Here is a 13,042-nt window from a genome sequence, read left to right as displayed (position 1 = left end):
AGCCAGGCAATGGATTTCCCCCGACTGTACGAAGCGGATTCCCTCCGCAGCCATGCGCCTTTGGTTGAATGCCGCTGTTCTCTTCTGCTACTTGCCGCACGCCCCCGCTGCGTCTCAGTCGCTATCCGCCAGTGCCGGCAGCAGCACCTTGAGCTTGCGCGTCAGGGTGTTGCGCCCCCAACCGAGCAGCTCGGCGGCTTCGCCCTTGCGTCCGCCGGTGTGCTTGAGCGCCGTCTCGATCAGGATGCGCTCGAAGTCGGGTACGGCTTCTTCCAGCAGGTGGGTGTGCCCCGCCGCCAGGGCGCGGTCGGCCCAGTCGCGAAAAGCCGCCCGCCAGTCGCCGTTGGCGACCTCGCCCCCCTCGTCCTGGCGCAGCTCCGGCGGCAAGTCCTCGATCAGGATCTCGCGCCCCGATGCCATCACCGTCAGCCAGCGGCAGGTGTTCTCCAGCTGACGCACGTTGCCCGGCCAGGGTAGCCGGGTCAGGTGTGCCTCGGCGTCCTTGGTCAATACCTTGACGTCGGTGGCGAGCTCCTTGGCCGCTTCCACCAGGAAATGGCGCGCCAAGCGCGGGATGTCCTCGCGCCGCTCCGCCAGTTTGGGCAAGTGAACGCGGATCACGTTGAGGCGATGGAACAGATCCTCGCGAAAGCGGCCGTCCTCCACCAGTCGCTCGAGGTTCTGGTGGGTCGCGGCGATGATGCGCACATCCACCTTCACCGGGGTGTGGCCGCCGACCCGGTAGAACTCGCCGTCGGCCAGCACTCGCAGCAGCCGCGTCTGGGTCTCGGCGGGCATGTCGCCGATCTCGTCGAGGAACAGCGTGCCGCCGTTGGCCTGCTCGAAGCGCCCTTGTCGGCTGGCGGTGGCGCCGGTGAAGGCGCCCTTCTCGTGGCCGAACAGCTCGGACTCGATCAGGTCGCGGGGGATGGCTGCCATGTTTAGGGCGATGAACGGATGGCTGGCGCGCGGGCTGTGCTGGTGCAGCGCACGGGCCACCCGCTCCTTGCCGGTGCCCGACTCGCCGTTGATCAGCACCGTGATGTGCGAATGCGACAACCGCCCGATGGCACGGAATACCTCCTGCATCGCCGGCGCCTCGCCGATGATCTCCGCGTCGAGCCCCTCGGGCACGCTCACCGGGCGCTTGCGTTCCCGCGCATGGGCCACAGCGCGGCGCACTAGCGCCAGCGCCTCATCGACGTCGAACGGCTTGGGCAGGTACTCGAAAGCGCCGCCCTGGTAGGAGGCCACGGCACTTTCCAGGTCCGAGTGGGCCGTCATCACGATGACCGGCAGGTCGGGATGCACCTCGCGAATCCGCGACATCAGATCGAGGCCGTCGATCCCCGGCATGCGAATGTCGGTGACCAGTACGTCGGGCGGATCGTCCAGCAATCGGCTGAGCGCCACGTCGGCCCGATCGATGCATTCGACCTCGAGGTCGGGCTGAGCCAGGGCACGCTCCAGCACCCAGCGAATGGCGCGGTCGTCGTCGACCACCGCGACACGTGCGACATCAGTCATGGCGCCTCTCCAATGGAATAAGCAGACGAAATTCGGTATGGCCGGGGCGGGACTCGCACTCGATCAGCCCCTGGTGCTGATGCAGGATGCCCTGAGCAATGGACAGGCCCAGTCCGCTGCCGTCGGCGCGCCCCGATACCATCGGGTAGAAAAGGGTTTCCTGAAGGCTCTCGGGGACGCCGGGGCCGTTGTCGATCATTGCCACCTCGCAGACCAGGCGATGGCGCTCCGCGCCCAGGGTGAACTGACGGCGGGCCCGGGTGCGCAGCAGCAGGCTCGGCGCCTCGGTACCGGCCTCGGTCATCGCCTCCACGGCGTTGCGTGCCACATTGAGCACCGCCTGGATCATCTGCGCCTCGTCGCCGGGAAAATCCGGCAGGCTGGGGTCGTAGTCGCGCTCGATGGTCACCGCCGGGGTCTCGGCGAGCAGCAGGGTGCGCACCCGCTCCAGCACCTTGTGGATATTGAGCGGTTCGTGGCGCAGCAGCTTGTTCGGCCCCAGCATGCTGTCGACCAGGTCGCGCAGCCGATCGACCTCCTCGACGATGATGCGGGTGAACTCCTTCAGGGAAGGGTCATCGAGGTCGCGCTCCAGCAGTTGCGCCGCGCCACGGATCCCGCCCAGGGGGTTCTTGACCTCGTGCGCCAGCCCACGCGATAGCACCTTGATCGCCTCCTGGCGGTTGAGCAGGGCCTCCTCACGGGAGATGCGCAGCAGCCGGTCACGCGGTTCCATCTCTACCAGCAGCTCCACCGACGACAGCGGCGTCACCGTATAGTCGATCGTCACCACAGCGCCGCCGAGCAGCGCCAGCCTCACTTCGCGCTGGGTGTACGGGTGCTGATCGTCGCGCGCCTTGGCCAGCACCTCGCCCATGCCGTCGTCCTCGGCCAGCAACGTTGCCAGACCAAGCCCCTTCACCCGGCCCAGGCTGACCGCCAGCAGGGCTTCGGCCGCCGGATTCATCCAGCTCAACCGCAGCTCATCGTCGAGCAGCAGCACCGCGGTGGTGAGGTGTTCCATCAGGCGTCGATACATTTACCACCTTCCCCTCGGTGAATGCTGGAGCGCATGGGCAGCCCCTGCATCGTCATGGCGCATCGACGGAGATCGCCGCTGCACCGTCTCGATACCGGGCAGCGCCCGGGGCGGGACATGTCTATCTAGAAGCCAAGCAAGAAGCGCGCCAACCCCTCTCGGTACGGTATGGCGCCGTTTCGGGGCGACGATCCGACTCACTTATGCACTATAATGGTGCATGAGTGAAAAAACTGCCATGTCAGGGGGCATGGCTCCTTGCTCTCATGGTGCAGCCATCGACATGAGGGAAGCCGGAAGGTGAAAACCGCGTCAGTCGGCACGCTGCACGTACAGCGAGACCGGCGCGCTACGATGGCGCACTTGCCCCTGGGCGTCGAGCAGCTCTGCCTGCAGCACGTATTGCCCACGGTCGAGATTGGCCAGCATGAAGGCATGGGTATGCATGGGGGTCTGACTCACCCGGCCGTCGACCAGCAGTCGAACGCTGTGGTCGGGACGCAGCTCGGGCTCGATGGCCAGCTCCACTTGCAGGTTGCCGGCATAGCTCGCGGGAAGGTCCGCCCCATGCTGCGGCGAGCGGATACGAAAGGTGTCGTAGGGCATGAAGGGCTGGCCAGGCGGCTCGCCCATGCGTGGAGCTACGCCATCGACGCGCGGCGGTGCCGCCTGCCCTCCCTCGATGCCCGGTATCACGGTCAGCGGCGCCAGCTCGACCGGCTCGCCGCCACGACCGGGATCGTCGGTGAAGATCACGTTGCCCTGCGCATCGGTGGTGCGATAGATCGTCGTGGCCAGTGCGGCCTGAGCCAGTGCCAAGCCCAGCAGAATCAGCACGATCGCCTTGCCCATGAGGACTCTCCCTTGACGGCGACCCGCTCTTCGCTGACGGTCGTCCGGTGCCAGTGAACGTGTTTCCCCCGCGAACGTTTCGCATCCCAGTGTACGACAAAAAAGGGCCCCGCGATGCGGAGCCCCTGGTGGCAAACCGGTGGCAGGCCACCGGATGCGGCTGCTTAGCAGCTGTAGTACATGTCGAACTCGATCGGATGCGTGGTCATGCGGATACGCTCGACGTCTTCCATCTTCAGCTCGATGTAAGCATCGATCATGTCGTCGGTGAACACGCCGCCCTCGGTGAGGAAGGCACGATCCTTGTCCAGGGCTTCCAGCGCTTGATCCAGGCTGTGGGCCACGGTCGGCACTTTCTTGCCCTCTTCCGGCGGCAGGTCATAGAGGTTCTTGTCCATGGCATCGCCGGGGTGAATCTTGTTCTTGATGCCGTCGATACCGGCCATCAGCATCGCGGCGAAGCACAGGTAGGGGTTGGCGGTCGGGTCCGGGAAGCGAAGCTCGACGCGCTTGCCCTTGGGGCTCGCGGTATACGGAATGCGGATGGAGGCCGAGCGGTTGCGAGCACTGTAGGCCAGCATTACCGGCGCCTCGAAGCCCGGCACCAGACGCTTGTAGGAGTTGGTCGAGGCGTTGGCGAAGGCGTTCAGCGCACGCGCGTGCTTGATGATGCCGCCGATGTAGTACAGGGCCATTTCGGAGAGGCCGGCATACTGATCGCCCGCGAACTGGTTCTGACCATCTTTCCAGAACGACTGGTGCACGTGCATGCCGCTGCCGTTGTCGCCGACCAGCGGCTTGGGCATGAAGGTCGCGGTCTTGCCGTAGGCGTGGGCCACGTTGTGGATGACGTACTTCAGCTCCTGGACTTCGTCGGCCTTCTTCACCAGGGTGTTGAACTTGACGCCGATCTCGTTCTGACCGGCGTTGGCCACCTCGTGGTGGTGCACCTCGACGGTCTGGCCGATGGCTTCCAGGGTGTTGCACATGGCGCCGCGAATGTCATGGAAGCTGTCGACCGGGGGCACCGGGAAGTAGCCGCCCTTGACCCGCGGACGGTGCGCCAGGTTGCCGCCCTCGAGCTGGCGATCGGTGGCCCAGGCACCTTCCTCGGAGGTGATCTTGTACATGGCACCTTCGATATCGGCCTTCCAGTGCACTTCGTCGAAGATGAAGAACTCGGGCTCGGGACCGAAGAAGGCGGTGTCGCCCAGGCCGGTGGACTGCAGGTAGGCCTCGGCGCGCTTGGCGATGGAGCGCGGGTCGCGCTCGTAGCCCTGCATGGTAGCCGGCTCGATGATGTCGCAACGCAGCACCAGCGTGGCGTCCTCGGTGAACGGGTCGAGGAAGGCGGTACCGTCTTCGGGGCGCAGGATCATGTCGGACTCGTTGATGCCCTTCCAGCCGGAGATGGAGGAGCCGTCGAACATCTGGCCGTTCTCGAAGAATTCCTCATCGACGTCACGGGCCGGAATGGTGACGTGCTGTTCCTTGCCCCGTGTGTCGGTGAAGCGCAGGTCGACCCACTTCACATCATGTTCTTCGATCAGGGCGAGAGTCTTGGCTGACATTTGTGTCCTCCGTTGAGCTGTGGCTCGATTCGTTTGGCTGAAGTCCACTGGCGCTGGTGCGTCGCAGCGCCTGTTGTAACACGCTGTGGGCTGGCTGCCCACGTTCGCCATGCACAAGCATGGAGAGCTGTACCGACAAATGCAGGAGGCGTGCCAAACTTGCACCATCCAAGCTCATCAAAAAAATAACTTCTTGTTTTCAAGAAGAAATACTTTGCACCTCGCTTTATCTCACTGCACCAAGCGTGCTCGACGGAGACCTCGGCGGGCCGTTAGGAGGGAAAAAAGGCGCCATGATGGTGCAAGTGGCGCCTAGACGCACCGTAACAGTGCATGAAAGGACAGCGCGTTAGACGGTCTCGATCGACACGCGGGCCTGGCAGGCCCGCAGGCGCTCGAGCAGATCGGGCAACGCATCGCTGCCCAACTGCGGGTCGAAGCCGCCGATACGCTCGAACCATTCGCGTGCCACCCAGAAGGTATCCAGCGGAGAAGGCCGCTGGAGCAGCCACCACCAGCGCAGCCAGCTGTGACGCTGCACCGGCAGGACTGCCGCATCCCAGCCGTTGGCGAGTTCGAGATCGATCAACCGGTGGCTAAGCCAGTTGGCGGCACGACGATCTCCCAGCCCGGGAAAGAGCAGCACGTTGCCGCGGCTGGCAGCGACCGCGGCGTTGAACCGGCTGCCCAGGGTGGCGGAGCCGCACGATATCAGGATCGCCTGGTAGCGCTGGGCCAAGTCCGGCAGCCGGCGGTCCCCGGTGTCATCCACCAGCAGCAGCTCATACCCTCCCTGCCAATGCCGGGCGGCCTGCTCGAAGAGAACCAGGCTGCGCGGTAGCTTGGCTCCCGCAGCGCGTGCATCGAAAATGACACTGGCAAGGGTCATGTCAGCTCCACCGAGGCAGATAAGCACCCGACAGCCAATTGCGTTACGAACTGTGTAGATAAGTTTAGAAAAGTATCAAAAAAGTTCCCTTGCTGAATTTCCTCGCACCCGGCTGCCCCATTCCTGCCCGAGTCACCGGGAGGGGAACATGGTGCGAGCCGCCCAGGAATGATGGAGACCGCCACGCCCGGGACTGAGAAACACCTGATGATGCGGTAGAGCTATTCCCCTTCCCCGCTTACCTGTACAATGCGCCTCCACTCCCTACCCCGCGCCTAGGGTACGTCCTTTTCGATGTGTACATAGGTGCGCCCCTGTTGATGAGTCACACCTTATGAACACAGCTGTAACCCCCTCTCGCATCGAGAGTTTGCGCAATATTGCCATCATCGCTCACGTCGACCATGGCAAGACCACGCTGGTCGACAAGCTCTTGAGCCAGTCCGGCACGCTGGACCGCAAGGCCGAGGGTCAGGAGCGCATCATGGACTCCAACGACCAGGAGAAGGAGCGCGGCATCACCATCCTGGCCAAGAACACCGCGATCCGCTGGCAGGATGGCAACGGCCGCGACTTCCACATCAACATCGTCGACACCCCCGGACACGCCGACTTCGGCGGCGAGGTGGAGCGCGTGATGTCGATGGTCGACTCGGTACTGCTGCTGGTCGACGCCGTCGACGGCCCCATGCCGCAGACCCGTTTCGTTACCCAGAAGGCCTTCGCCCAAGGCCTCAAGCCGATCGTGGTGGTCAATAAGATCGACCGCCCCGGCGCTCGTCCCGACTGGGTCATCGACCAGATCTTCGACCTGTTCGACAACCTCGGTGCCACCGACGAGCAGCTCGACTTCCCGATCGTCTACTGCTCGGCGCTCAACGGCATCGCCGGCATGGATCCGGAGGCGCTGGCCGAGGACATGTCGCCCATGTTCCAAGCCATCGTCGACATCGTCGAGCCGCCGGCCGTTGAGCTCGACGGCCCGTTCCAGATGCAGATCTCGGCGCTGGACTACTCCAGCTACGTGGGCGTCATCGGCCTGGGTCGCATCAAGCGCGGCTCGGTCAAGCCCAACCAGCAGATCGCGGTGATCGGCACCGACGGCAAGACCCGCAAGGGCAAGGTCGGCCAGGTGATGACCCACCTGGGGCTGGAGCGCGTGCAGACCGAGCTCGCCACCGCCGGCGACATCGTCTGCATCACCGGCATCGACGAGCTCTCCATCTCCGACACCCTGTGCGACCCGGCCGCCGTCGAGGCGCTGCCGCCGCTGTCGGTGGACGAGCCCACCGTCTCCATGACCTTCCAGGTCAACGACTCGCCGTTCGCCGGCCGCGACGGCAAGTACGTCACCAGCCGCAACATCAAGGACCGCCTCGACCAGGAACTGATCCACAACGTGGCGCTGCGTGTCGAGCAGGGCGAGAGCCCGGAGAAGTTCAAGGTCTCCGGCCGCGGCGAGCTGCACCTCTCGGTGCTGATCGAGACCATGCGCCGTGAAGGCTTCGAGCTGGCGGTGGGTCGCCCCGAGGTGATCATCAAGGAGATCGACGGCATCAAGCAGGAGCCGTACGAAGAGGTCATCATCGACTGCGAGGAGCAGCACCAGGGCGCCATCATGGAGGAGCTCGGCTACCGCAAGGGCGAGCTGACCAACATGAACCCCGACGGCAAGGGCCGCGTGCGCCTCGACTTCATCATCCCCGCACGCGGGCTGATCGGCTTCCGCGGCCAGTTCCTGACCCTGACCTCGGGCACCGGCATCCTCACCAGCCGCTTCGACCACTATGGCCCGCTCAAGCCCGACGCCGCCATCGAGCGCCGTAACGGCGTGCTGGTGTCGATGGTCGACGGCAAGGCGCTGGCCTACGCGCTGTACGCCCTGCAGGAGCGCGGCAAGCTGATCATCGACCACGGCACCGAGGTCTACGAAGGCATGCTGGTGGGTATCCACAACCGCGCCAACGACCTGGTGGTAAACCCCACCAAGGGCAAGAAGCTCGACAACATGCGCGCCTCGGGCAACGACGAGAACATCGTGCTGACCCCGCCGGTGAAGTTCTCGCTGGAGCAGGCCATCGAGTTCCTCGACGACGATGAGCTGGTGGAGATCACCCCCAACCACATCCGCCTGCGCAAGAAGTTCCTCAAGGAGCACGAGCGCAAGCGCAACAAGAAGTAAGCCTCGCTCGCTTGTCAACGACACCCGCCACTCGGCGGGTGTCGTTGTTTTGCGGTACAAAAACCTGCTTGACCCTCACGCAACGTGAGCCTCCAAGCTTCAGCCCACGCATGGAAGAGAGGAGACGAAGCATGCTGTTACGAGTCGGTGAACTGGCCAAGCGCACGGGCCTGACCGTGAGAACGCTGCACCACTACGACGAGATCGGCCTGCTCAAACCTTCCATGCGTTCCGATGCCGGCTATCGGCTCTATCGGCGCCAGGACGTCGCCCGCCTGCATCATATCCAGGCGCTGCGCTCCCTGGGCATGTCGCTGACCGATATCGGCGCCCTGCTTGATCGGCCTTCGTCCTCTCTCACCGCGGTGATTGAACGCCAGATACAGATGCTGGAACGCAAGATTGCGGACCAGGCCCAGCTGCGAGATCGCCTCGTGGCGCTGCATCGTCAGTTCGAGAGCGGCGACGAGCCGGAGATGGACGACTGGTTGAAGACATTGGAGATGATGACCATGTACGACCGCTACTTTACCCGCGAGGAACTCGACCGCCTGCCGCTGTACCGGGCCGACGACGACCGACAGGCCGAATGGAAGACGCTCATCGGCGAAGCCCAGGACCTGATCCGCCAGGGTGTGCCGCCCAGCGACCGCGCCGCACAGGAGCTGGCACAGCGCTGGATGACGACGCTCGAGCGAGACACCGCCGGCGACCCCACGCTGCTCGACAAGCTCAACGCCATGCATGCCAACGAGCCGGAGGTTCAGGCGCAGATGGGGATCTCCACGCAGGTCTCCGAGTACGTGATGCGCGCATTCGCCGAGTCCAAGCTGGCCATCTACCAGCGTTACCTCAGCGAGGAGGAGTTCAGCTTCATGCGCCAGCGGTATCCGCAGCGCATGCACGAGTGGCCGACCCTGATGGCCAAGCTGCGCCAGCAGCTCGAGCAAGGCACCCCGCCGCAGGCCCCTGCCGTGCAGCAACTGGCCCGGGAATGGCTGGAGCTACTGCGTAGCTTCGCCGGCGACGACCCGGCCACGCATGAGAAGATTCGCCGGGCCAACGAGCAGGAGCCGGCGCTTCAGGCGAACGTGTGGATGACCGAGCGCATGAAGGAGTACCTGGGCAAGGCGATCGCGCACCTGACGGCGAGCTGAGCCACCCCACCCGCCACCGCCTACCTCGGTGGCGGGCTCCCCCTCCGCTATTCCCTCCTCCAGCAAAAAGCGCTTTTCCTGGCCGTGATCATGGAATCCCACCTTGGGTTTGCCGTAGAGTTCGGCGCTCACGCATTGCCATGTCTACCCTTGGAGAGAACCGACGTACAAGGAGAGCAGCCATGCACAAGCACGTGGAATGGGACGACCCTGGCGCCGACAGCGTGATGCGTCACTACGAGCGCAACCCGCAGGGCTATTCCGAACCCGGGCCCGGCGACATCCTCACCGCCCGCTTCCAGGGGCTGGTGGCGCGCGTGCGGGTCGAGGCCTACGTCGACGGCACCAGCATCGGCCCGGTGGTAGCATTGATCGAGCCGCGCAGCGGCAAGCGCCTGCAGACCCGCGGCAAGCTGGTGGTCGGCGACACGGTGCGCCTGCCGGATGCCAGCCGCGCCTTCGAGCCGCGCCCGAGCGACAACGCCGCAGAGGACGAAGAGCCGCAGTGACTTCCACGAACCCGCGGCCCGGTCATCTGTCGTTTCCAACGTAGCCTTAACGATTGTCTACTGGCCAGGACGCAGGTTTGTGTCGCACAGTGTACGCGCCCACCGACCGGCCCACCCAACCGGCTTTCGGTAGCGGCATTCGCAGGCCCACAAGGCCACAAGACGAGCCTTCGGAAGCATAATGAGCACGCACAACGTCTGGACACACAAGGGCACCTTCCTGCTGGCTGCCGTCGGCTCGGCAGTAGGGCTCGGCAACCTGTGGCGCTTCCCCTACCTGACCGGCGAGAACGGCGGCGGTGCTTTCATCCTGATATACGCCCTGACCATCTTCGCCGTCGGCATCCCGATCCTGATCGCCGAGACCATGCTCGGCCGTGCCAGTCGCAGAAGCCCGATCATGGGCATGCAGTTCCTGACCCGCACCCACAAGACCTCCCGCGGCTGGGTATCGATCGGCTGGCTGGGCGCCGCCTCGGCCTTCCTGATCCTGAGCTTCTACTCGGTGATCGCCGGCTGGGCGATCCATTACACCTGGCTGATGCTGACCGGCACGCTGGTCGGCGCCGATGCTGCCACCATCGGCGCCGGCTTCGATGCTCTGCTGGCCTCGCCGGGCCTGCTCACGCTCTATCACACCTTGTTCATCATCGCCTCGGGAGTGATCGTGGGCCTGGGAATCCACAAGGGTATCGAAAGCGGGCTGCGCATCATGATGCCGGCACTGTTCGTGATCCTGCTGGTGATCCTCGGCTACGGCATCGCCAACGGCAATTTCGCCGCCGCGGCGAGCTTCCTGTTCACCTTCAACCTCGCCGACCTGAGCCTCGAAGGCTGGCTGCAGGCGATGGGCCAGTCGTTCTTCACCCTGAGCCTCGGTATGGGCGCGATCATGGCCTATGGCGCTTACATGGCCAGCGATGCCTCGCTGAGCCGCACCGCGTTCGCCATCGCTTTCATCGATACCGCCGTGGCCATGGTCGCGGGCCTGGCCATTTTTTCGCTGGTGTTCGGCGCCGGGCTCGACGCCGATGCCGGGCCGGGGCTGATGTTCGTGACGCTGCCGTTGGCGTTCGCCGAGATGCCCCTCGGCGGCTTGATCGGCGGGGTATTCTTCATTCTGGTACTGGGCGCGGCCATCAGCTCCTCGATCTCGCTGATCGAGCCGGTGGCGGCCTTTCTGGTGGAACGCTTCGACCTCACCCGCCCCCAGGCGGTATTCGTCATGGTAGTGGCCAGCTGGGCGCTGGGCCTGCTCACGGTGGTCAGCTTCAACCTGTGGGCCGAAGCCAGCCTCTTCCACACCCTGTTCGGACGCAGCGCTTTCGACTTCATCGAGCTGCTGACCAATATCTTCATGCCGCTGGGCGGCCTGCTCATTGCGCTGTTCGCCGGCTGGGCACTGACCCACTCCGAAGTGATGAAGGAGATGCGTACCGGCGAAACCTGGTTCCGGGTCTGGCGCTTCCTGGTACGCTTCGTGGCACCGGCTGCGGTCGCCTTCGTCTTCCTGCGCACCATCCCGCAGGTCGAGGGGTATGTGATTCCGGCCATCGGCGCGCTGATCATCGTCGGCGCCTTTGCCGCCGGCCGCACCTTCCTGGCCGACAATCGCCAGGAACAGTAGAACGAACACCTTGCCGCCGCCTTCGGGCGGCGGCTCGATAGACGTCGCCCGAACTCTCGCCATGCGGGGCCGGGCGAATAACAACGATTCCGGAAAGGAATAACGTGCAGGAACCAACATGCCATCCATCATCGACGTCAGGCACGTCCACAAGGCCTTCGGAGGCCTGAAGGTCATCAACGACTGCTCGATCCAGGTCGAGAAAGGTTCGATCACCGGGTTGATCGGCCCCAACGGGGCGGGCAAGTCGACGCTGTTCAACATCATCGCCGGGGCCCTGCCTCTCGACAGCGGCCAGGTCCTGCTCGACGGCGAGGACATCACTAACCGCCCCGCCAACGAGCTGTTCCACAAGGGCCTGTTGCGCACCTTCCAGATCGCCCACGAGTTCTCCCACATGACCGCGCTGGAGAACCTGATGATGGTGCCGCCGCGTCAAGCCGGGGAGAACCTGTTCGATGCCTGGCTCAAGCCGGGGCTGGTGCGCCGAGAGGAAGCCGAAGTGCGCCGCCGGGCGCTCGAGGTGATCGACTTCATCGGCCTGCACCACGTGCGCAACGAGCTCGCCGGCAACCTCTCCGGCGGCCAGAAGAAGCTGCTGGAACTCGGCCGCACCATGATGACCGATGCCCGTGTGGTACTGCTCGACGAGATCGCCGCCGGGGTCAACCGCACCCTGCTGGGCGACCTGGTGAGCAACATCGAACGGCTCAACCGCGAGATGGGCTACACCTTCCTGGTCATCGAGCACGACATGGAGATGATCGCCCGGCTATGCGACCCGGTGATCGTACTGGCCCAGGGCAGCGTGATGGTCGAGGGCACCATCGAAGAGATCCAGAACAATCCTCAGGTGATCGAGGCCTACTTTGGCTCTAACGTGGCCTGAGGGTTCCAACGTCGCCTGAGCAGCGCCGGCGCCTTTCGGTCCGGCCCGCAGAGATCGACAAGAAGAACAGCAACGACAGCGCAGAGAATCCACGATGCCATTACTCGAAGCACGCGACGTGCACGGCGGCTACGGCGGCATGAACATCCTCAACGGGGTGAACATGTCCATCGAGGCCGACGAGGTCGGCGTGATCGTCGGCCCCAACGGCGCCGGCAAGTCGACCATGCTCAAGGCCATCTTCGGCCTGCTCACCGTCAGCCAGGGCGAGATCCTGCTGCGCGGCGAGCCGATCCACAACCTGCCGCCCAACAAGCTCGTGCAGAAAGGCATGGGCTTCGTGCCACAGGAGAAGAACGTCTTCCCCAGCCTCACGGTGAAAGAGAACCTGGAGATGGGTGCCTTTCTCAAGCCGGGCAACGTCAAGCGCATGCTCAAGCAGGTCTACGACGTCTTTCCTCCACTTTACGACAAGCGCCACCAGCCTGCCGGCGAGCTCTCCGGCGGCCAGCGGCAGATGGTCGCCATGGGCCGCGCGCTGATGGCCGAGCCCGACGTGCTGCTGCTCGACGAGCCCACCGCTGGCCTCTCGCCGCTTTACATGAACGAGATCTTCGAGCGCGTGAAAGAGGTCAATGCTGCCGGCGTGGGCATCCTCATGGTCGAACAGAACGCCAAGCAGGCCCTGGCCATCGCCGACAAGGGCTTCGTGCTGGCGGCCGGCAAGAACCGCTTCACCGACACCGGCGCCGCCCTGCTCGCCGACCCGGAAGTGGCCAAGAGCTTCCTGGGCGGTTGAG

At 64.6% G+C, this 13,042-nt stretch carries 11 protein-coding genes; 6 read left to right on the top strand and 5 right to left on the bottom strand.

Annotated elements, in window-relative coordinates:
* Positions 1-114 precede the first annotated feature (114 nt).
* The 5 genes from ntrC to HNO53_RS01625 form a co-directional block, all read right to left on the bottom strand.
* Complete coding sequence (gene ntrC, locus HNO53_RS01645) at positions 115-1,527, bottom strand: nitrogen regulation protein NR(I) (RefSeq protein ID WP_209475708.1); 1,413 nt, start codon at positions 1,525-1,527, stop codon at positions 115-117.
* The gene (gene glnL / locus HNO53_RS01640) at positions 1,520-2,566 is read right to left on the bottom strand and encodes a nitrogen regulation protein NR(II) (protein ID WP_209475706.1); all 1,047 of its coding nucleotides are present in this window, start codon (positions 2,564-2,566) and stop codon (positions 1,520-1,522) included. Before glnL ends, ntrC begins: the two co-directional genes overlap by 8 nt.
* A 312-nt stretch (positions 2,567-2,878) precedes the next feature.
* Positions 2,879-3,418 carry a DUF4124 domain-containing protein gene (locus HNO53_RS01635; RefSeq protein WP_209475704.1) on the bottom strand — a complete coding sequence of 180 codons (540 nt, stop codon included), beginning with the start codon at positions 3,416-3,418 and terminating at the stop codon, positions 2,879-2,881.
* Positions 3,419-3,582: 164 nt separating this feature from the next.
* Positions 3,583-4,989, bottom strand: a complete 1,407-nt coding sequence (gene glnA / locus HNO53_RS01630) for a glutamate--ammonia ligase (protein WP_209475702.1) — start codon at positions 4,987-4,989, stop codon at positions 3,583-3,585.
* A gap of 349 nt (positions 4,990-5,338) precedes the next feature.
* The gene (locus tag HNO53_RS01625) at positions 5,339-5,878 is read right to left on the bottom strand and encodes a glycosyltransferase family protein (protein WP_209475700.1); all 540 of its coding nucleotides are present in this window, start codon (positions 5,876-5,878) and stop codon (positions 5,339-5,341) included.
* 334 nt (positions 5,879-6,212) lie between these two features.
* On the opposite strand from HNO53_RS01625, the gene typA reads away from it, so the two are divergent.
* The 6 genes from typA (at position 6,213) to HNO53_RS01595 (ending at position 13,041) form a co-directional block, all read left to right on the top strand.
* A complete protein-coding gene (typA, locus tag HNO53_RS01620) occupies positions 6,213-8,060 on the top strand; it encodes a translational GTPase TypA (protein WP_209475698.1) in 1,848 nt (615 codons plus the stop codon).
* Positions 8,061-8,191: 131 nt separating this feature from the next.
* Positions 8,192-9,217: a MerR family transcriptional regulator gene (locus HNO53_RS01615; protein WP_209475696.1), complete on the top strand. Its 1,026-nt coding sequence runs from the start codon at positions 8,192-8,194 to the stop codon at positions 9,215-9,217.
* Positions 9,218-9,399: 182 nt separating this feature from the next.
* A complete protein-coding gene (locus tag HNO53_RS01610) occupies positions 9,400-9,726 on the top strand; it encodes a hypothetical protein (protein WP_209475694.1) in 327 nt (108 codons plus the stop codon).
* Positions 9,727-9,907: 181 nt separating this feature from the next.
* Complete coding sequence (locus HNO53_RS01605) at positions 9,908-11,353, top strand: sodium-dependent transporter (protein WP_209475692.1); 1,446 nt, start codon at positions 9,908-9,910, stop codon at positions 11,351-11,353.
* Between the two features lie 118 nt (positions 11,354-11,471).
* Positions 11,472-12,242, top strand: coding sequence for an ABC transporter ATP-binding protein (locus tag HNO53_RS01600; protein WP_209475690.1), 771 nt, complete (start codon positions 11,472-11,474; stop codon positions 12,240-12,242).
* Between the two features lie 94 nt (positions 12,243-12,336).
* Positions 12,337-13,041, top strand: coding sequence for an ABC transporter ATP-binding protein (locus HNO53_RS01595; RefSeq protein WP_209475688.1), 705 nt, complete (start codon positions 12,337-12,339; stop codon positions 13,039-13,041).
* Position 13,042 lies beyond the last annotated feature (1 nt).

Source organism: Billgrantia antri (assembly GCF_017868935.1).
In the GTDB taxonomy this organism is placed as follows: domain Bacteria; phylum Pseudomonadota; class Gammaproteobacteria; order Pseudomonadales; family Halomonadaceae; genus Halomonas; species Halomonas antri.
Note: the sequence above shows the minus strand (reverse complement) of the source record. Positions and strands in the feature narration are given on the sequence as shown.